Source organism: Streptomyces sp. NPDC048479 (assembly GCF_040651435.1).
In the GTDB taxonomy this organism is placed as follows: Bacteria; Actinomycetota; Actinomycetes; order Streptomycetales; family Streptomycetaceae; genus Streptomyces.
Map to the genome: position 1 here is coordinate 37864 of NZ_JBEZKA010000021.1, position 19674 is coordinate 57537.

Annotated in this window: 20 protein-coding genes; 6 read left to right on the forward strand and 14 right to left on the reverse strand. The window is 70.6% G+C overall.

All coding sequences use genetic code 11. The features are described 5' to 3' along the window. Window position 1: 1 nt before the first annotated feature. Window positions 2-514, reverse strand: coding sequence for a dUTP diphosphatase (dut, locus tag AB0D12_RS28585; RefSeq protein ID WP_362688769.1), 513 nt, complete (start codon window positions 512-514; stop codon window positions 2-4). Beyond that, complete coding sequence (locus AB0D12_RS28590; protein WP_362688772.1) at window positions 514-1134, reverse strand: PaaI family thioesterase; 621 nt, start codon at window positions 1132-1134, stop codon at window positions 514-516. The genes dut and AB0D12_RS28590 overlap by 1 nt, the downstream gene beginning before the upstream one ends. A gap of 58 nt (window positions 1135-1192) precedes the next feature. On the opposite strand from AB0D12_RS28590, the gene AB0D12_RS28595 reads away from it, so the two are divergent. Then, window positions 1193-1651 (forward strand): DUF3093 domain-containing protein, encoded by a 459-nt coding sequence (locus AB0D12_RS28595; protein WP_362688774.1) that lies wholly within the window; start codon window positions 1193-1195, stop codon window positions 1649-1651. Window positions 1652-1665: 14 nt separating this feature from the next. Here AB0D12_RS28595 and AB0D12_RS28600 read toward each other — a convergent pair whose 3' ends face one another. From AB0D12_RS28600 to AB0D12_RS28615, 4 genes are all read right to left on the reverse strand, one after another. Further along, complete coding sequence (locus tag AB0D12_RS28600) at window positions 1666-2592, reverse strand: hypothetical protein (protein WP_362688776.1); 927 nt, start codon at window positions 2590-2592, stop codon at window positions 1666-1668. 13 nt (window positions 2593-2605) lie between these two features. Further along, window positions 2606-2902, reverse strand: a complete 297-nt coding sequence (locus tag AB0D12_RS28605) for a DUF4193 domain-containing protein (RefSeq protein WP_108153055.1) — start codon at window positions 2900-2902, stop codon at window positions 2606-2608. Window positions 2903-3306: 404 nt separating this feature from the next. Beyond that, window positions 3307-4542, reverse strand: a complete 1236-nt coding sequence (locus tag AB0D12_RS28610) for an ATP-binding protein (RefSeq protein ID WP_362688778.1) — start codon at window positions 4540-4542, stop codon at window positions 3307-3309. Between the two features lie 4 nt (window positions 4543-4546). Continuing rightward, window positions 4547-5200 (reverse strand): response regulator transcription factor, encoded by a 654-nt coding sequence (locus tag AB0D12_RS28615; protein WP_142213241.1) that lies wholly within the window; start codon window positions 5198-5200, stop codon window positions 4547-4549. A 304-nt stretch (window positions 5201-5504) separates the two neighbouring features. On the opposite strand from AB0D12_RS28615, the gene AB0D12_RS28620 reads away from it, so the two are divergent. Further along, window positions 5505-5672 (forward strand): hypothetical protein, encoded by a 168-nt coding sequence (locus AB0D12_RS28620; protein ID WP_327326527.1) that lies wholly within the window; start codon window positions 5505-5507, stop codon window positions 5670-5672. A 106-nt stretch (window positions 5673-5778) separates the two neighbouring features. Here AB0D12_RS28620 and AB0D12_RS28625 read toward each other — a convergent pair whose 3' ends face one another. Together AB0D12_RS28625 and AB0D12_RS28630 are read right to left on the reverse strand one after the other, a co-directional pair. Then, window positions 5779-6579, reverse strand: a complete 801-nt coding sequence (locus tag AB0D12_RS28625; protein WP_327326526.1) for an inositol monophosphatase family protein — start codon at window positions 6577-6579, stop codon at window positions 5779-5781. A gap of 9 nt (window positions 6580-6588) precedes the next feature. After that, entirely contained in the window at window positions 6589-7716 is a 1128-nt protein-coding gene (locus tag AB0D12_RS28630; RefSeq protein WP_362688781.1) for a ferrochelatase, read from the reverse strand. A 108-nt stretch (window positions 7717-7824) separates the two neighbouring features. Between AB0D12_RS28630 and AB0D12_RS28635 the strand changes: the two genes are divergently transcribed. Beyond that, on the forward strand, window positions 7825-9066 hold the full coding sequence (locus tag AB0D12_RS28635; RefSeq protein ID WP_362688783.1) for an MFS transporter: 1242 nt from the start codon (window positions 7825-7827) through the stop codon (window positions 9064-9066). Continuing rightward, window positions 9026-10345 carry a D-arabinono-1,4-lactone oxidase gene (locus tag AB0D12_RS28640; RefSeq protein ID WP_362688786.1) on the forward strand — a complete coding sequence of 440 codons (1320 nt, stop codon included), beginning with the start codon at window positions 9026-9028 and terminating at the stop codon, window positions 10343-10345. The genes AB0D12_RS28635 and AB0D12_RS28640 overlap by 41 nt, the downstream gene beginning before the upstream one ends. Before the next feature lie 31 nt (window positions 10346-10376). Here the strand turns inward: AB0D12_RS28640 and AB0D12_RS28645 are convergent, their stop codons facing one another. Continuing rightward, window positions 10377-10595, reverse strand: a complete 219-nt coding sequence (locus AB0D12_RS28645) for a hypothetical protein (RefSeq protein ID WP_362688789.1) — start codon at window positions 10593-10595, stop codon at window positions 10377-10379. 487 nt (window positions 10596-11082) lie between these two features. Between AB0D12_RS28645 and sepH the strand changes: the two genes are divergently transcribed. After that, window positions 11083-12138, forward strand: a complete 1056-nt coding sequence (gene sepH / locus AB0D12_RS28650; RefSeq protein WP_362688792.1) for a septation protein SepH — start codon at window positions 11083-11085, stop codon at window positions 12136-12138. Window positions 12139-12295: 157 nt separating this feature from the next. Here sepH and AB0D12_RS28655 read toward each other — a convergent pair whose 3' ends face one another. After that, complete coding sequence (locus AB0D12_RS28655) at window positions 12296-13126, reverse strand: sulfurtransferase (protein ID WP_362688795.1); 831 nt, start codon at window positions 13124-13126, stop codon at window positions 12296-12298. Window positions 13127-13346: 220 nt separating this feature from the next. Between AB0D12_RS28655 and AB0D12_RS28660 the strand changes: the two genes are divergently transcribed. Next, on the forward strand, window positions 13347-14117 hold the full coding sequence (locus tag AB0D12_RS28660; protein ID WP_362688798.1) for a VOC family protein: 771 nt from the start codon (window positions 13347-13349) through the stop codon (window positions 14115-14117). Here the strand turns inward: AB0D12_RS28660 and AB0D12_RS28665 are convergent. From AB0D12_RS28665 to AB0D12_RS28680, 4 genes are read right to left on the reverse strand one after another with little or no spacing between them, the layout of a single operon-like run. Continuing rightward, entirely contained in the window at window positions 14089-14760 is a 672-nt protein-coding gene (locus tag AB0D12_RS28665; protein ID WP_362688801.1) for a thymidine kinase, read from the reverse strand. The genes AB0D12_RS28660 and AB0D12_RS28665 overlap by 29 nt on opposite strands. 40 nt (window positions 14761-14800) lie before the next feature. Continuing rightward, window positions 14801-15994, reverse strand: a complete 1194-nt coding sequence (locus AB0D12_RS28670) for a nucleotide pyrophosphatase/phosphodiesterase family protein (RefSeq protein ID WP_362688804.1) — start codon at window positions 15992-15994, stop codon at window positions 14801-14803. Beyond that, window positions 15994-16578, reverse strand: a complete 585-nt coding sequence (locus AB0D12_RS28675) for a DUF5998 family protein (protein WP_327326517.1) — start codon at window positions 16576-16578, stop codon at window positions 15994-15996. Before AB0D12_RS28675 ends, AB0D12_RS28670 begins: the two co-directional genes overlap by 1 nt. 37 nt (window positions 16579-16615) lie before the next feature. Beyond that, complete coding sequence (locus AB0D12_RS28680) at window positions 16616-19549, reverse strand: GNAT family N-acetyltransferase (protein WP_362688808.1); 2934 nt, start codon at window positions 19547-19549, stop codon at window positions 16616-16618. Between the last annotated feature and the right edge of the window lie 125 nt (window positions 19550-19674).

Here is a 19674-nt window from a genome sequence, read left to right on the forward strand (position 1 = left end):
GTCACTGTCCTTCCCGGTCGGATACGACCGAAGCGTATCGATTCCCACCCGTTGAGCCGTCCACAGCGGCATGACCGCCGGTGGACCCGAAGCCCCCCTCGGCCCGCGCCGAGCCGGGAAGCTCCGCCACCTCGTGGAAGCGCACCTTCTCGACCTGCTGGACGACCAGTTGGGCAATCCGGTCGAACCGATCGAACCGCACACTCTCGCGCGGGTCGAGATTGACCACGATCACCTTGATCTCCCCACGGTACCCGGCATCCACCGTCCCCGGGGCATTCACAAGGGCTACTCCGCAGCGGGCTGCGAGACCGGAGCGGGGGTGCACGAAGGCGGCGTACCCGTCGGGGAGGGCGATGGACACTCCGGTGGGCAACACCGTCCGCTCGCCCGGTGCGAGTTCGGCGGCCTCACAGGTGACCAGATCGGCTCCGGCGTCGCCGGCGTGCGCATACGTCGGCAGCGGCACTTCCGGGTCGACTCGGCGGATCAGGACATCGACAGGGTTACGCATCAGGGGTTCACCTCAAAGGCGCGGGTGCGCCTGATCCGGTCGGGGTCGGCCATGGCTGCCTGGATCTCCTCCGGGCGGCCGTTGTCGATGAAGTGGTCGACCTTGACCTCGACGAAGAGTGCGTCGGCACGGACGGCGACGGGCCCGTCGGGGCCGCCGATCCGGCCCACGGCGGTGGAGTAGATCTTGCGGCCGGCGACCGCGGTCACCTCGGCCTGCAGATGCAGCACGGTGTCCACGGGCACGGGCCGTACGAAATCGGTCTCGAGCCGGCCGGTCACCGCGATCACCCGCAGCAGCCAGTTCAGCGAGCCGAGGGTCTCGTCCAGCGCCGTGGCGAGGACGCCGCCGTGCGCCAGGCCGGGTGCGCCCTGGTGGGCGGGCTTGACGGTGAACTCGGCGGTGATACGTACACCTTCGCCGGCCCGTGCCGCGAGGTGCAGCCCGTGGGACTGGCCCTCGCCGCAGCCGAAGCAGTGCTCGTAGTGCGAGCCGAGGAGCTCACCTGGGGCCGGGGCGTCGGGGTGCCGTACCGGCGGTATGGCATCGGCCGGCGGGGTCAGAGCCGCGGCGCGGGCCGAGGGTCCGGGGGCCGCCCCCCGGGATTTCGCAGTACTCACAGGCGCAGACCTTACCCGCGCGGGTACCCGCAGGTCGCGCCGTGCCAAGCTTGGTTTCATGCAGCCTTCCGCCCCGCACTACGAAGAACGTCTCACCGCGCCCCGTTCGTGGTGGCTCATCACCGCGCTCGTGGGTGTCGCGGGCGGGCTCATCATGCTGCCGCTCGGCCCTCTGGCGCTGCTCGGAGGTCTGATCGCCGCCACCGCGGTCGCAACGGTCGTGGTGAGTTCGTACGGCTCGGTCCGTATCCGTGTGGTGGCCGGCTCACTGGTCGCGGGCGACGCGCTGATCCCGCTGTCGGCGCTCGGCGAAGCCGAGGCGCTGGACGCGGAGGAAGCGCGCGCCTGGCGCTCGTACAAGGCCGACACGCGGGCGTTCATGCTGCTGCGCAGCTATGTGCCGACCGCCCTGCGGGTGGAGGTCACGGACCCGGACGACCCGACGCCGTACCTGTATCTGTCGACCCGGGACCCGAAGGCGCTGGCTGCCGCTCTCGCGGCCGTTCACCCGGTCTGACTAGGGGCCCCCTGTCAGCGCCCGAGCTCTCTCGGGATGTACACCGTCTCAAGGGGGTTCTCGGGCTGTTCCAGCGGCGGCAGCGCGGGCAGCGCGTCCCATGGGATCTGCCGGCTTCTCAAGTCCTTGCGGATCCGGTTCGCCAGCTTTCTGGTGTCCCGGCGGTTCATCACTGCGCCGACGGCCGCGCCGACCATGAACGGCATGAGGTTCGGCAGATTGCGGACCGTGCGCTTCATGATCTGCTGCCGCAGCTCACGCCTGAGCTGACCGCCGAGTGCGGCGTTGATCGTCGCCGGTTTGGTCACCTGGATCCCGCGCTCCTCCGACCAGGAGGTCAGATACGCGGTGCTGCGCTCCATGAGGGTGCCGGGCGGCCGTATGCCGTAGACCTCGTGGAGCTCGGCGATGAGTTTGAGCTCGATCGCGGCGACGCCGACGATCTCGGTTGCCAGCTCGGCCGGCATTGCGGGCGGTACGGGCAGCATCGCGGCCGCGCCGATGCCCGCACCCACCGTGGAGGTGGCGTTCGCCGCGCCCGCGACCAGCTTGTCGGCAAGCTGCTCGGGAGCGAGGCCGGGGAACTGCTTGCGCAGCGTCCCGAGATCGCGCACCGGAATGCGTGGTGCGTTCTCGATGAGCCGGTCGGCGACGTACGCGAGCGCCGCTTTGGCGCTCTCGCCGCTCCTTCGGAAGCCGTTCCTGACCGTGGCCAGGCGTGGGGCCCTGGTCGGGGGCCCCGCCTGATCCGCGGCACCGGGTGGTTCGAGCGAGGCCATCAGGCCCCGCCCCTCGTCGTCTCCTGCACCGTCGGGCAGCAGAGCGGCCGAGTGCTCGGCAGACGCCGTGGCGCCTTCTGCCGGGCCCGTACCGCCCTGGTGCCCCTCCGGCGGCTTCTGACGCCGGAAGCGCCGCTTCCTGGACGGTGTTTCGCCTGCCACGGCCGGCCGGACCTCAGTCGCAGTCGCGGCAGATCGGCTGACCGTTCTTCTCGCGCGCCAGCTGGCTGCGGTGGTGCACGAGGAAGCAGCTCATGCAGGTGAACTCGTCGGCCTGCCGGGGCAGCACGCGGACGGACAGTTCCTCGTTGGAGAGGTCCGCTCCGGGCAGCTCCAGGCCTTCAGCCTGCTCGAACTCGTCGACGTCGACGGCCGAGGTCGTCTTGTCGTTCCGGCGGGCCTTCAGTTCCTCAAGGCTGTCCGAGTCGACGTCGTCATCGGTCTTGCGTGGGGTGTCGTAGTCCGTTGCCATGTGTGCCTCTCCCCCTCTGGGTGTCTGCGGTGTCTCAGCGCACGTAACGCGTGAGAGGCCGGACTTGTGCCCGACCTGAGGCGGAGATTTTGCCTCACATCAAGGTCTGTTACTCAATCGACACCCAACCGGACCCCTCAAGAGTGCTGGGGTTGGGTGGCGATCGGGACCGTACACGGTCCGAATGTCGCACTTCACGGGCGCCACCCCGTGTACTTCCCGTGATCCCACCCCCCGGAAACCCGGACTTTTCCCGGCTTTCCGGCAGGAGTCTTGATCACGGAGAGTAGGTGGCCTGAAATTCGCCTGTGTGATCGACCCCACACGGGCCTCTCGGGCACGGGTCCCGAAAATTCCGCGTAAAGCGAACGAAGCGAGAAAAACGATTCGCGTCGCTCAGCATCTCAGACCGGGAGGGTGACACGCATCACGAGGCCACCGCCCTCACGAGGCTCCGCGATGATACGGCCTCCGTGGGCGCGGGCTACCGAGCGGGCGATCGAAAGCCCCAGGCCGACACCCTTGTCGCTGCCGGTCCGCTCCTGCCGCAGGCGCCGGAAGGGCTCGAAGAGATTGTCGATCTCGTACGCGGGAACCACCGGTCCCGTGTTCGAGACCACCAGGACCGCCTGGCCCTGCCGGACCTCGGTGGTGACATCCACCCACCCGCCTTCCGGGATGTTGTAGCGCACGCCGTTCTGCACCAGATTCAGGGCGATCCGCTCCAGCAGGACGCCATTGCCCTGTACGACGGCGGGCGCACGCTCCCCGCGGATCTCCACGCCGTTCGCCTCGGCCTCGGCCCGCGTCTGGTCCACGGCACGCGTGGCGACCTCGGCCAGGTCCACCGGTTTGCGCTCGACGATCTGGTTGTCGCTGCGCGCGAGCAGCAGCAGGCCCTCGACCAGCTGCTCGCTGCGCTCGTTGGTGGTCAGGAGCGTCTTGCCGAGCTGCTGGAGCTCCGCGGGCACCCCGGGGTCGGAGAGGTGGACCTCCAGCAGCGTGCGGTTGATCGCGAGGGGCGTACGGAGCTCGTGCGAGGCGTTCGCCACGAACCGCTGCTGCGCGGTGAAGGCCCGCTCCAGCCGGTCCAGCATCTCGTCGAAGGTGTCCGCGAGCTCCTTGAGCTCGTCGTCGGGGCCGTCCAGCTCGATCCGCCGCGAGAGGTCGGAGCCGGCCACCTGACGGGCGGTGCGGGTGATCTTGCCGAGCGGCGAGAGGACACGCCCCGCCATCGCGTAACCGAAGGCGAAGGCGATGATGCTGAGGCCGAGCAGTGCGAAGAGAGAGCGGCGCAGCAGGTCGTCCAGGGCGTGCTGGCGCTGCACGGACATGCAGGTCTTGAGCGCCGTGTTGAGCTGATCGTTGTTGATCACGCCGTTGAGCTCCGGGCAGGTGGGGCTGTCGAGAGTCACGTTCACACCTGTGACCCTCAGCGCCAGCTCACTGCCCTGGTGGATGGCCTGCGCGGCGAGCAGATAGATGATCGAGAGCAGCAGGATGCCCGCGATCAGGAACATGCCGCCGTACAGCAGGGTCAGCCGTATCCGGATCGTCGGACGCAGCCAGGGGCGTACGGGATCGCGCGGATCCCACGTCGGCTTCGGAGGCGCCTGCGGTGGCGCCGGGGCAGTGGCCATGGGGTCAGATCCGGTAGCCGGAGCCGGGCACGGTGACGATCACTGGCGGCTCGCCGAGTTTGCGGCGCAGGGTCATCACCGTCACACGGACAACATTGGTGAACGGGTCGGTGTTCTCGTCCCAGGCCTTCTCGAGGAGCTGCTCGGCCGACACGACCGCGCCCTCGCTGCGCATCAGCACCTCCAGCACCGCGAACTCCTTGGGCGCGAGCTGGATCTCCTTGCCGTCGCGGAAGACCTCACGGCGGTTGGGGTCGAGCTTGATGCCGGCGCGCTCCAGGACGGGCGGCAGCGGCACGGTCGTACGGCGGCCGAGCGCCCGCACCCGGGCGGTGAGCTCGCTGAAGGCGAAGGGCTTGGGGAGGTAGTCGTCCGCGCCGAGCTCGAGGCCCTCGACGCGGTCGCTGACGTCTCCGGAGGCGGTCAGCATCAGCACCCGGGTGGGCATGCCCAGCTCGACGATCTTGCGGCAGACATCGTCGCCGTGAACCAGCGGAAGATCACGGTCCAGCACGACCACGTCGTAGTCGTTGACCCCGATACGCTCCAGAGCGGCAGCGCCGTCGTACACGACGTCGACGGCCATGGCCTCCCGGCGCAGTCCGGTGGCCACCGCATCGGCGAGCAGCTGCTCGTCCTCGACGACGAGTACGCGCACGTCGCTGTCCTTCCTCTGTGCCCGTCAAGCGTGATCAGGGCAGGTGTGTGAGCACTGGCTGTGCGCTTCCATCCTGCCCGTTACGCGCGTAAACCGGCTGTAAGGCGGAGTGCCCGGACCACCCGCCCCAGGAATTCACCGGATTCTGCAACCAGTTGAGGTTTCTCTGAGGGAAGGCTGGGGGAGGACGACTGCACACCCCGAGATCACGCCCTGTTTGTGGCATACCACGACCTGTTCCAGGGTTGATCCACCCACCGTCGGCACACCCCCGTGCCACCGACCCACGACGAGGGGGCGCACCATGGACGCATTCACCACAGGATTGCTGCAGCGCATAAAGGCTGCCGAGACCGACCTCACGCTGGCTCGAGAGACGGGCGACGACTTCCTCGCGGATGTCGAGCAGGCAGAGCTGGACGACCTGCACCGCCTGGCGGCGGAGCACGGCGTGCAGCTCAGCGCCGCGTAGCGCGGACCGTACCCAACCGATACGAGAGGGCCCCGACGCCGCTGGACGACGTCGGGGCCCTCTTGTGCCGGATGCAGGGTTGATCCCGTCGTGGTGCCGGGCTGATCTAGTCGTGCCAGGCGCCGAACTCCTCCAGCAGGGCCTGCAGCGGCTCGAATACGCCAGGGCTCGCCGCGACCGCCAGATCGCCGTTCGCCGTGTCGCCGGGGCGGCCACCGGTCAGCGCCCCCGCCTCGCGCGCGATCAGGTCGCCCGCCGACAGGTCCCAGGGGTTGAGGCCGCGCTCGTAGTAGCCGTCCAGGCGGCCCGCGGCGACATCGCAGAGGTCGACGGCCGCGGAGCCGCTGCGGCGGATGTCACGCAGCCGCGGGATGAGCCGCTGGGCGACCTCCGCCTGGTGGGTGCGTACGGTCGTGACGTAGTTGAAGCCGGTGGAGACCAGGGCCTGGTCCAGCGGGGGCGCCGGACGGCAGCGGAGGGGCTTGTCGTTGGCGTACGCGCCGCCGCCGAGCACCGCGCGGTAGGTCTCGCGGCGCATCGGCGCCTCGACGACCCCGACGACCGTCTCGCCGTCACGCTCGGCACCTATGGAGACCGCCCAGGTCGGCAGCCCGTAGAGATAGTTGACCGTGCCGTCGAGCGGATCGATGACCCAGCGGACGCCGCTGGTGCCGGTGGTGGAGGCACCTTCCTCGCCGAGGAATCCGTCGTCCGGGCGGCGCTCGCTCAGGAACCCGGTGATCAGCTTCTCCGCCGCGATGTCCATCTCGGTGACGACGTCGATGGGGCTGGACTTGGTCGCGGCGACCCCGAGGTCGGCGGGGCGGCCGTCGCGCAGCAGCTCCCCGGCCCGGCGGGCGGCCTCCAGGGCGAGGTCGAGGAGTTCGGACAGGAGAGGATCGGTCACAGGTCTTCCTTACGCGTACGTGCTGTCGGCACCGGCGGCCGCGGGCTTCGGCGTCCGGGCCGGACAGCAGCCGACCGGACAGAGGTCGTGGGAGGGGCCGAGGCTTCCCAGCGCGCACCGTTCGGCGCGCACGCCCCGTTCGGTCGCCGCACGCTCCAGGACGAGGTCCCGTACGGCCGCCGCGAAGCGCGGGTCGGCACCCACCGTCGACGATCGCCGCACGGGCAGCCCCAGCTCGGCGGCCTTGGCAGTGGCCTCCGTGTCGAGGTCGTACAGGACCTCCATATGGTCCGAGACGAAGCCGATGGGCACCATCACCACGGCAGATGCGCCCGCGGCGTGCAGCTCCTCCAGGTGCTCGCAGATGTCCGGCTCCAGCCAGGGGATGTGCGGGGCGCCGCTGCGCGACTGGTAGACGAGCTCCCAGGGGTGCTCGACGCCCGTCTCCTCGCGCACGGCGTCCGCGATCAGCCGGGCCACGTCCAAGTGCTGCCGTACGTACGCACCGCCCTCGCCGTGCTCCTCCACCGGGCCCGATCCGTCGGCGGCTGACGTCGGGATGGAGTGGGTGGTGAAGGCCAGCCGGGCGCCTGCCCGCACCTCCTCGGGGAGGTCCGCGAGGGACTCCAGGACGCCTTCCACCATGGGCCGTACAAAACCGGGGTGGTTGAAGTAGTGCCGCAGCTTGTCCACGCGCGGCAGCTCAAGGCCTTCCGCCTCCAGCGTGGCCAGCGCGTCCGCGAGGTTCTCGCGGTACTGCCGGCAGCCCGAGTACGAGGCGTACGCGCTGGTGGTGAGGACGGCGATGCGCCGGTGGCCGTCCGCGACCATCTCGCGCAGGGTGTCGGTCAGATACGGCGCCCAGTTCCGGTTTCCCCAGTGCACCGGCAGGTCCAGGCCGTGTTCGGCGAAATCCTTGCGCAGGGCGTCCAGCAGGGCGCGGTTCTGGTCGTTGATGGGGCTGACCCCGCCGAACAGGAAGTAGTGCTGACCCACCTCCTTGAGCCGTTCCTTGGGGATACCGCGGCCGCGCGTCACGTTCTCCAGGAACGGGACGACGTCGTCCGGGCCCTCGGGTCCGCCGAAGGAGAGCAGCAGCAGAGCATCGTAAGGGGCTGGATCGCGCTGATCGGACATGGGTCCGATCCTGCCACCAGCCTCTGACAGCGGGGAAACCGCCGTGCGCCGGGCTGCCGTTCGGACGTAATCTGTGAACGCCACTGATACGCCTTACCGGAGCACCGCTTGCCCAGTCCGTACCGCGCCATCTTCACCGCCCCCGGCAGCAAGGGGTTCTCCGCCGCGGGCTTCTTCGGGCGGATGCCGCTGTCCATGATGGGCATCGGGATTGTGACGATGGTTTCGCAGCTCACGGGGCGCTACGGGCTTGCGGGCGCGCTCTCCGCGACCCTTGCGATGTCGGCCGCGGCGGTCGGTCCGCAGATCTCCCGGCTCGTCGACCGGCACGGTCAGGCGCGCGTGCTGCGCCCGGCCACGCTCGTCTCGGTGGCGGCGGTCACGGGTCTGCTGATCTGCGCCCAGCAGGAGGCCCCGGACTGGACGCTGTTCGTCTTCGCCGCGGCTGCCGGCTGTGTGCCGAGCGTGGGCTCGATGATCCGGGCCCGCTGGGCCGAGATCTACCGGGGATCGCCGCGCGCGCTGCACACCGCGTACTCGTGGGAGTCGATCGTCGACGAGGTCTGCTTCATCTTCGGACCGATCATCTCCATCGGGCTCTCCACCGCCTGGTTCCCGGAGGCGGGCCCGCTGCTCGCCGCCGTGTTCCTGCTCGTCGGCGTCTTCTGGCTGACCGCTCAGCGCGACACCGAGCCTGTTCCGCATCCGCGGGAGCACCACACCGGTGGCTCCGCGCTCCGCTCCCCCGGACTGCAGGTCCTGGTGGCCACCTTCGTGGCCACCGGCGCGATCTTCGGCGCGGTCGACGTCGTCACGGTCGCCTTCGCCGACGAGCAGGGCCACAAGGCCGCGGCGAGCCTGGTCCTCGCGGTGTACGCGCTCGGCTCCTGCCTCGCCGGCGCGGTTTTCGGGCTGCTGCACCTCAAGGGCCCGGCCTCCCGAAGGTGGCTGGTGGGAGTGTGTGCGATGGCCGTGAGTATGATCCCCCTCCAACTGGCCGGGAACCTTCCCTTCCTGGCCGTGGCGCTCTTTGTCGCGGGCCTGTCCATCGCACCCACGATGGTGACCACGATGGCTCTCGTCGAAGCGCACGTACCGCGCACCAAGCTGACCGAGGGCATGACCTGGACCAGTACCGGGCTCGCGGTCGGTGTGGCGCTCGGCTCGTCGGCCGCAGGCTGGGTGGTCGACGCGTCCGGGGCGGACGCGGGGTATGTGGTGCCCGCCGTGTCGGGAGCGATCGCGGCCGTGGTGGCGTTCCTGGGGTACTGCCGGCTGGCCAAGCCGGTGCCGACGCGGGAGGGGCAGCGTGAGCGGGACTACGAAGACGGGGCGCAGCACATGGCGTAACTGGGCGGGGAATGTCACCGCCCGGCCGGTACGGGAGGTCTCGCCCGCCTCCGCCCAGGAACTCGCCGACGCCGTACGCAAGGCGGCCGAGGACGGCCTGAAGGTGAAGGCCGTCGGCACGGGCCACTCCTTCACCGCTGCCGCCGCCACCGACGGAGTGCTGATACGGCCCGATCTGCTGACCGGAATCCGGGACATCGACCGTACGGCGATGACCGTGACCGTCGAGGCGGGCACCCCGCTCAAGCGGCTGAACGCGGCCCTCGCCCGCGAGGGCCTGTCGCTCACGAACATGGGCGACATCATGGATCAGACGGTCGCGGGCGCGACCTCGACCGGCACGCACGGCACAGGCCGCGAATCGGCCTCGATCGCCGCGCAGATCAAGGCACTTGAGCTGGTCACGGCGGACGGATCGCTGCTGACCTGCTCCGAGAAGGAGAATCCGGAGGTCTTCGCGGCGGCCCGGATCGGGCTCGGCGCACTGGGCGTCGTCGCCGCGATCACCTTCTCCGTGGAGCCGGTCTTCCTGCTGACGGCTCGTGAGGAACCGATGGCCTTCGACAAGGTCACGGCCGAATTCGACGCGCTCTTCGCGGAGAACGAGCACTTCGAGTTCTACTGGTTCCCGCACACCGGCAACTGCAACACCAAGCGCAACAACCGCAGCGCGGGTCCCGCCGCTCCGCCCGGACAGATCAGCGGCTGGATCGAGGAGGAGCTGCTCTCCAACGGCCTGTTCCAGCTGGCCTGTTCGCTCGGCCGGGCCGTGCCCGCGACTATTCCGGCGATCGCCAAGTTCTCCAGCCGCGCCCTCTCCGCCCGCACCTACACGGACATCCCCTACAAGGTTTTCACCTCTCCGCGCCGGGTGCGGTTCGTGGAGATGGAGTACGCGCTGCCGCGCGAGGCCGCGGTCGGGGCGCTGCGCGAGGTCAAGGCGATGATCGAGCGCTCGCCGCTGCGTGTGAGCTTCCCGGTGGAGGTGCGTACGGCACCGGCGGACGACATCGCGCTCTCCACAGCGTCGGGCCGGGAGAGCGCGTACATCGCCGTGCACCTGTACCGGGGCACGCCGTACCAGTCGTACTTCACGGCGGTGGAGCGGATCATGACCGCGCACGGTGGCCGACCGCACTGGGGCAAGGTGCATACGCGGGACGCGGAGTACTTCGCCGAGGTGTATCCGCGGTTCGGTGAGTTCACGGCACTGCGGGACCGGCTGGATCCGGAGCGGCTGTTCGGCAACGACTATCTCCGCCGGGTGCTGGGCGGCTGACGGCCGTTCACTGTCCGGTCGTCGTACCGGTTCAGGCTCCGGTGTCGGGCTGAGGGGCCGGAGTCGTGCCGGTGGAGCCGGACGGCGTCGGTGCCGGAGTGGGGGTCGGGGCGTCGCCGCCGAGCGCGCTGCCCGAGACCTGCGGAAGGCTCAGATCCAGCCGCTGTTCCTGCTCTTCGGTTTTTTTGTGCTCTTTATTCTCTTCGCTCGGTTCCTTCTGTTTTATCGCGCCGTCCTGCTTCTGATCCATCTTTCAGTCCCTGATTGCCCATCTGTCCCGCCGTGCACCCAGTAGGGACATTTGAGCGAAGCGAATAGTTCCCTTTGGGCAGATTCTGTGAAGCAGAACACCTGGTCACGCATGCCCAGGAGGCCCAACTCCCGTACTCCTGGAGAAGTTCGGCGGCGCGGCGGTCCACCCCCGTGGCCCGAATGGAGTACTGTGGCGAGCCCTGGGCCGGCCTCCCTCTCGGGTGGTGGGACCCCAGGTAGGGGGCCGAAAGCGGCGCTCGATCCGGCGGCGCCGCGGCACCGCACGGGTACCCGATGCGAAGAGTGACGGATCAGTCACTCAGAGTCGCAAACAGGTAACCGTGCCATAACGGCGATCCAGGGCCTGTGCCCGACACGCCGGGCAACTCGGCAAGGTTGTGGCAGGCTGCACCCGGGCAGGCCACACTCGACTAGCGGAAGCAGCGACGCACGTGACGTCGGCAGGCACCACCCGGGAGGTCCCCATGCCCGAACTGCGTGTCGTGGCCGTCTCCAACGACGGCACACGACTGGTGCTCAAGGCTGCGGACAGCACGGAATACACGCTTCCGATTGATGAGCGGCTGCGCGCTGCCGTACGCAATGACCGCGCCCGCCTCGGCCAGATCGAGATCGAGGTGGAGAGCCATCTCCGGCCCCGAGACATCCAGGCCCGTATACGTGCCGGAGCCTCCGCGGAGGAGGTCGCCCAGCTCGCCGGAATTCCGGTCGACCGGGTGCGCCGCTTCGAGGGGCCCGTGCTCGCGGAGCGCGCTTTCATGGCGGAGCGGGCCCGCAAGACGCCCGTACGCCGTCCCGGCGAGAACACCGGACCGCAGCTCGGCGAGGCGGTGCAGGAGCGGCTGACGCTGCGCGGCGCCGAGAAGGACACCGTGCTGTGGGACTCCTGGCGCCGCGACGACGGCACCTGGGAGGTGTTGTTGGTCTACCGGGTGGCGGGCGAGCCGCACTCGGCGAGCTGGACGTACGACCCGCCGCGGCGGCTCGTCCAGGCCGTCGACGACGAGGCTCGTGCGCTGATCGGCGAGACCGACGACACGATCGCGGCGACGCAGGAGCCGAGCTTTCCGTTCGTACCGCGGATCGCACGGCTGCCGCGGGACCGGCCGCTGGACCGGGCCCTCGACCGTCAGCTGGAGCGTCCGACCGCGTCGGCGGCTCCGGCCGAGCCGGAGGAGGGCGGCGGGGAGCGGGACTCCCTGACGAGTCTGCTGGAGGCGGTGCCGAGTTTCCGCGGCGACATGGTCGTCCCCGAGCGCCCGGCACCACCGGAGCCGCCGGCCACCGAGCCGGTACAGGAGCCGGAGGCGGAGGAGCCGGTGGCCCCTGCGGCCTCGGCCGGTGCGGGGTCGGCGTACGCGGATGTGCTGATGCCGCGTTCGGTGGCCGGTCACCGCGACCGCCTGACGGGCACGACGGACCGCCAGGCGGAGGCGGACGGCGTCCGCCCGGGCCGGCGGGCGGCGGTACCGAGCTGGGACGAGATCGTCTTCGGCACCCGCCGCAAGAAGCAGGACTAGCGGGCACGGCCCATTGCCCAGAGGGTCCGGCACGGTCTTCGTGCCGGACCCTTTTTGACGCGTACTCAGGGGTCTCGCCGAGCCGCCCGCCCTCGAAGCAGGGGTACGCGGGTGTCCCTGGGTCGCCCGGGTCGGCCTCACGCCCCCGCCGAGACCGTCAGCCCGGCTGCGGGCCCGTTGCCACCGGGCGGGTCGGGTCCGTGGACCACTCGGACCAGGAGCCTGCGTACAGGGCCGGCTCGAAGCCCGCAATCTCCAGGGCCAGGGCCTCGTGTGCGCCGGAGACGCCCGAGCCGCAGTAGACGCCGACGGGCTTGGCCTCCTCGGACGCCCCCAGTTCGAGGAAGCGGGCAGCCAGGGCCTCCGCCGGCAGGAAGCGGCCGTGCTGGTCCACGTTCTCCGTGGTCGGGGCCGAGACCGCGCCCGGGATATGGCCTGCGATGCGGTCGATCGGCTCCACATCGCCGCGATAGCGCTCCGCCGCGCGCGCGTCGAGCAGCAGGCCGGAGCGGGCCTGCGCCGCGGCGGCGTCCGCGTCCAGCAGTGGGAGCGCGCCCGGCTTCGGGGCGAACGTGCCCTCCTCGGGAGAGGGGACCCCGGTCTCCAGCGGCCCGGTCCACATGGCGAGGCCACCGTCCAGGACCCGCACATCCTCGTGGCCCGTCCAGCGCAGCAGCCACCAGGCGCGGGCCGACGCCCAGCCCTGGCCGCCGTCGTACGCCACCACCGGCGAGCCGGGTGATACGCCGGCGCGACGCATCACCGCGCCGAAGGCCTCCGGCTCGGGCAGCGGGTGGCGGCCTCCCGCACCGGGCGGACCGGCCAGTTCCGTATCCAGGTCGACGAAGACCGCTCCGGGGATGTGTCCAGCCTCGTACGCGGGCCGCCCATGCGGGCCGCCGAGCTGCCAGCGGACGTCCAGAAGAACCGGACGGCGGGATCCGGTCAGCTCCTTCGCCAGTTCCGTGGCGGAGATGATGGGGTTCATGTGAGCCATCCTCGCGCAGTGACTGGCCGACCCGTAACGCAGCCGAAAAGGATGAGACGTGCCAAAAAGGGCATCCTCCAGCGGGAACCCGCCAAATGCGGCGCGGCCGGGGCACGCCGGACGCTCTGTGGTGCAAGCATCTGCACGGGGCACAGTTCCGCACAACGGCATACCCGGTCCCCCCGCACGGCCACCACGATGGTCCGAGGAGAGAGTGACGATGACCGAGGCGACTCGGCACACGCCCGGCACACCCTGCTGGGTGAGCTTGATGGTGCACGGCCTTGAGGCGACGCAAGATTTCTACGGAGCGCTGTTCGGCTGGGAGTTCTCCCCCGGTCCCGAGCAGTTGGGCCCGTACGTCCGCGCGCTGATCGACGGCAAAGAGGTCGCGGGCATCGGCCGGATCCCGACCAGTCGGCAGCTGCCGATCGCCTGGACGCCGTATCTGGCGACCGACGACGCGGATGTGACCGCCGAGACGATCAGAAGCTGCGGCGGCACGGTCGGTGTCGGCCCGCTGGACGCGGGCCCCGCGGGCCGGATGGCCATCGCGACCGACCCCTCGGGCGCGGTCTTCGGCATCTGGCAGACGGCAGCCCACGGTGGCACCGCGGTGTACGGCACGCATGGCACGCCCGTCTGGAACGAACTGGTGACCACGGAGACCTCGTTCGTCGGCAAGTTCTACGAGGCGGTCTTCGGCTATGAAGTGGAGGCAGTCGTCTCGGCCGACTTCGACTGTCTGACGCTGCACCTGGCGGGACGCCCGGTCGCCGCTGTCCACGGTGTGGGCCAGGCCCTTTCGCGCAGGGGCTCACACTGGATGACCCACTTCGAGGTCGAGGACACCGAAGAGGCCGCACGCCAGGTGGTGGAGCTCGGCGGGCACGTGCTGCAGCCGCCGAGAGACGGCTACCGCGGCCGGCTCGCGACCGTCGCGGACCCGGAGGGCGCGGTCTTCACGATCGTACGGACGACCTCTCGCTGACCTCGACGGGCAGGACGTCCGGGGAGAGGGCGGCCGCGCGGGCGGTGGCGGCCGTCATCCGCCGCCGGTGGTGGCGTCGGCAGAGCACCTCGTAGCCGATCTCGTCCGGCGACTGGTCGACGTCACCCACGACGACCTGCGCGCCCTCGAGGACCATGATCCCGCCGACGGTACGGGCGTTGTGCGTGGCACGCGCGCCGCACCAGCACAGCGCCTCGACCTGCAGTACCTCGACCCGGTCGGCGAGCTCGACGAGCCGCTGCGAGCCGGGGAAGAGCTTGGAGCGGAAGTCGGTGGTGATACCGAAGGCGAAGACGTCCAGGTCGAGGTCGTCGACAACACGGGCGAGCTGGTCGATCTGCTCGGGCGCGAGGAACTGCGCCTCGTCGGCGATCACGTAGTCGCAGCGGCCGCCCTTGGAGAGATGGGCGACGAGATACGCGTAGAAGTCGAAGCCCTCCGCGGCTTCGACCGCGTCGGTGACCAGGCCGAGCCGGGAGGACAGCTTGCCCTCGCCGGCGCGGTCGTCACGGGTGAAGATCATGCCCTGGAGGCCGCGCGCGGACCGGTTGTGCTCGATCTGAAGAGCGAGGGTGCTCTTTCCGCAGTCCATGGTTCCGGAGAAGAACACCAGCTCGGGCATGGGGAGTTGAGGACCTTTCGGGTCTGGGTGAGGGAGGCGGTTACGAGCGTACTTCGAAGAGCGGGACGAGCTGCTCGGCGGGGGTCATGGAGCCGTGCATCCCGACCATCGCCGACTCGTGCGGCTCATTGACGGAGGCGGTGATCACCACATCGTCGCAGGCCGCGGCGACGACGTCACCGATCCGTGCGTACACCCGCTCGTCCACCCGGTCGCCGAACCATCCCGCGGCGATCGCCTCGTCCCGGCTCGCCACCCAGAACTGCTCGCCGAGCACCTCGCGCCAGACCGTGAGCACATCGGACTCGGCACCCGGCACGGCGTAGACATGGCGGGCGCGGCCCTCGCCGCCCAGCAGGGCAACCCCGGCGCGCAGTTCCCAGTCCTCGTCGAAGTCGATGCGCGACTGTTCGTCGAAGGGGATGTCGATCATGCCGTGGTCGGCGGTGACGTACAGGGCGGCGCGCGGCGGGAGTTGCTCGGCAAGGCGCTGCACCAGCCGGTCGACGTACATCAGTTGGCCGCGCCAGGCGTCGGAGTCCACGCCGAAGCGGTGGCCCTTGCCGTCCACATCGCTGTAGTACGTGTAGACCAGCGACCGGTCCCCCAGGGCCAGTTGCTCGGCCGCCAGGTCCATCCGCTCCTCGCCGGAGAGCCGGCCGAGGAAGCTGCCGCCGCTGAGTGCGATCTTGGTGAGCGGGGTGTGCTGAAAGGTCGGCGATGTCACCTGTGCGGTGTGCACACCCGCGGCGTCGGCGAGCTGGAAGACCGTGGGGTAGGGCTGCCAGACGTGCGGGGCCGTCCAGGGCTTCCAGCGCAGCTGGTTCATCAGCTCGCCGGTCTCCGGATTGCGCGCGGTGTAGCCGGGCAGGCCGTGTGCGCCGGGCGGCAGGCCGGTCCCGACGGAGGCCAGCGAGGTGGCTGTGGTGGCGGGGAAACCGGCGGTTATGGGCAGTCCCGTGCCGCCGCGCGAAGTGGCGAGCAGCGAGGTGAGATACGGGGCCTCGTCAGGGTGGTTCTTGATCTGCTCCCAGCCGAGGCCGTCGATCAGGAAGACGCAGTTCCGGTCGGCGGGGGTCAGCTCGGGGATGCTCTGCGCCAGGCCCGGTACGCCCTGGCCCGCGGCGAGCGTCGGGAGCAGATCGGCGAGCGATCCAGTGCCGTACTCGGGGACGGGCGCGGTGTCGAGGGCGAGCGGAACGGGGTCGTCCGGCCAGACTGCGGGCTGAGCCATCAGCGCGTGGCTGCCGTGGCCTCGGAGAGCGCCTGCGCGAAGGCAAGCGTCTGCCGGACCGCGTCCGGGCCGTCGCCGGCCTCGCTGACGCGCAGGCTCAGGTCGTCCGCGGTGGAGTTGCCGGTGTAGCCGTGATCCGCCTCGCAGTTGGGGTCGCCGCAGGCGGCGGGCTCCAGGTCGATACGGGAGACAGCGCCCCAGCCGATGGTGAGGACGACCTCGCGGGGCAGGGTGCCGGGGGTGTACGACTCCGGGTTCGCGACGACGCGGCTCACCACGACCGACGAGATCCGGCCGAGCTTGACCGATTCGGTCGAGGTGGTGGCGTACGGCGTCGGGGAGCTGGAGTCGGCGGCCTGCTCGTCGGTGTGGCTGACGATGAAGCGGTTGGCCGTCAGGACGAGGACGGTGACATGGCGGCGCACCTCGTTGGCATCGAAGGTGGTTTCTTGGTGCACCAGGTACGACGCAATCTGCTCGCCACCGACAGCGGCCTCCACCGCCTCGGCCACGAGGGCCGGGTAGTAGCCGCTGCGCTCGATCGCCGCGCGCAGCCCCTGGGTCGTCGTACCGGTCTTCGCCATGCGGTCCATCCTACGGGGCTCGGGGGGTACTGAGCGCTCAGTAGCTGGGGAGTCGGCGGGGGCCCAGGTCGGTGCGGGCGGGCGACGGCGCGAGCCGTACGGACGCGCCGAGCACAGAGAGGCCATGCTGAGCGACGACGACCGGTTCGAGGCTGATTCCGACCACTTCCGGGTGATCGTCGACCAGTCGTGACACCCGGAGCAGCAGCTCTTCGAGGGCTGGGGTGTCAACGGGCGCGGAGCCCCGCCAGCCAAAGAGGAGCGGGGCCGTCCGGATCGTCCTGATCAACTCCGCGGCGTCCCGGTCGGTGGCGGGCACGAGCCGGTGGGCGGTGTCACCGAGCAGCTCGGAGGCGGCTCCGGCCAGCCCGAAGGAGAGCACGGCGCCGACGGCGGGGTCGATGGCGGCGCGTACGACCGTGTCAACGCCGCGCGGGGCCATCGCCTGAACGACGGGCTGGAGCTCCTCGGGCTTGCCGAGGGCGTCGGTCAATTCGCGGTAAGCCTGCCGCAGTTGCGCCTCGTTGGCCAGATCCAGCCGTACGCCGCCGAGGTCGGCGCGATGGCGGAGGTGCGGGGCGGTGGTCTTGAGGGCGACGGGGTAGCCGAGGCGGCCGGCGGCGGCCACGGCGGCGTCGGGACCGGGCGCGGGGAGGGTCGGCCGTACGGGGATGCCGTACCGGCCGAGGAGCTCGTGGGCGGCAGCGGGCCCCAGGGTGCTGCCGCGAGGGTCGGTGAGCCCGCCGAGCAGTGCGTCGATCTGCGCGGCCGCGCCGGCCTCGTCGATGTCCTCGTACTGTGGCACCCTGCCGGGCTCGGCGTCCTGCCGGCGCCACTGGGCGTACTTGACCGCCTCGGAAAGGGCTCGGACGGCCCGCTCGGCGGCGGGGTAGGCGGGGATACGAGAGGCGTGCGGGGCGGTCGCGGGGGCCGGGGCGGCGTAACGGACGGCCGCGGAGACGGCGGACGAGCTCGGGGCGGGTGGTCGGGTGCGGACGGCCGCGGAGACGGCGGACGAGCTCGGGGCGGGCGGTCGGGTGCGGACGGCCTGCGGCGCTTCGTGGCCGGGGCCCGGGTTCCCGTCGTCGGTCGCGTGTGCCTGGACCGTACGCGTACTCGTCGCCGCCGCCAGCGCCTCCGCCAGACCCCCGATCTCCACATGGACCACCGCGACCGGTTTGGCCGGGGCCGTGGTGACCGCGTCGCGCAGCGCTGCTGCCAGGACCTCGCCGTCGCCCGACTCCGTGACGCCGTTCTCCCCTACCCACGGGATCGCCGTCACCACCACCGCGTCGCAGGCGTCGTCCACCAGGGCCTCGGCGAGGGCGGCACGGAAGTCCGCGGGCGTGGCGGCCGTCGTGAGGTCGCGCGGCCGGAGGGGACGGAGGCCGTCGGCGAGGCAGGCGTCGTACGTGAGGAGGCCGAGGGACTCGGAGTTGCCGAGGATCGCCACACGCGGTCCTGCGGGCAGCGGCTGGCCGGCCAGCAACAGGCCCACGTCGACGAGTTCGGTGACGGTGTCGACGCGGATCACGCCGGCCTGGCGGAACAGCGCCCCGACCGTGGTGTCGGGGATCCGGGTGACCGGCACCGCGTGTCCGGGCGGCGCGCTGCCGCTGTGCCGGGCGCCCTTCACCACGACCACCGGTTTCACCGCCGCCGTTCGCCGGGCCAGGCGCGTGAACTTGCGCGGGTTGCCGATCGATTCGAGGTACAGCAGGACCACATCGGTGTCCGGGTCCTCGTACCAGTACTGCAGAAAGTCGTTCCCGGACACATCCGCGCGGTTGCCCGACGAGATGAAGGAGGACAGCCCGGCGCCGCGCCGGTGCAGGCCGGCGAGCAGCGCTATGCCGATGGCGCCGGACTGGGTGAACAACCCGATGCGGCCGGGCGCCGGGGACTCCGGGGCCAGCGAGGCATTGAGGCGGACGGTGTCGGCGGTGCTGATGATGCCGAAGGAGTTCGGGCCGATGATGCGCATCCCGTACGAGCGGGCCTGCCGCACCAGTTCGCGCTGGCGCTCCCGTCCTGCGGCCCCGCTCTCGGCGTAACCGGCGGTCAGCACGACCAGCCCCCGGACGCCGTGCTCGCCGCAGTCGGCGACCACTTCGGGCACCCGCTCCGCCGGGACGGCCACGACCGCCAGGTCGACGGTCTCCCCGATCTCGCCCACGGAGCGGTGGGCCGGGACGCCGTCGACCTCGGCCTGGTCCTCGGGAAAGGCGCGGTTCACGGCGTAGGTACGTCCCGTGTATCCGGCACTGAGGAGGTTGCGCAGGGCGGTGCGGCCCACGCCGCCGGGCACGCGGCCGGTGCCGATGACGGCGACCGAACCGGGCGCGAGGAGGCGCTGCACGGAGCGGGCCTCGGCGCGCTGCTCGCGGCCGCGCTGGACGGCGAGGGACTCCTCGGTCGGTTCGAGGTCGAGGGTGAGATGGACAGAGCCGTCCTCGAAGCTGCGCTTCTGGGTGTAGCCGGCATCCCGGAACACCTTGATCATTTTATTGTTGGCGGGCAGCACCTCGGCTGCGAAGCGCCGGATGCCGCGTTCGCGTGCCACCGCGGCGATGTGCTCGAGGAGGGCGGAGGCCACGCCGCGACCCTGATGGGCGTCCTGGACGAGGAAGGCGACCTCGGCCTCGTCGGCGGGGGCGCTCGCGGGCCGGCCCTCTGCGTTGATCCGGTCGTAGCGGACGGTGGCGATGAACTCGCCGCCCACCGTGACCGCGAGACCCACCCGGTCCACATAGTCGTGATGGGTGAAGCGGTGGACGTCCTTGTCGGAGAGCCTGGGGTAGGGCGCGAAGAAGCGGTAGTACTTCGACTCGTCGGAGACCTGCTCGTAGAAGCTGACCAGACGGTCGGCGTCCTCGGTGGTGATGGGCCTGATGCGCGCGGTGCCGCCGTCGCGCAGCACCACGTCTGCTTCCCAGTGGTCGGGGTAGGCGTGATCCGACGAGGTCTGCATGGGGAAAGCGTACGGCTCAGCCACGGGTCGCGGAGGTGGTTGCCGCGGGGCAGTCTGAGAAGGCCGATCGGCGGCCGATCCCGGGTCCGGGGCCGGTGCGAGCACGCAGAACCACATGAGAGACT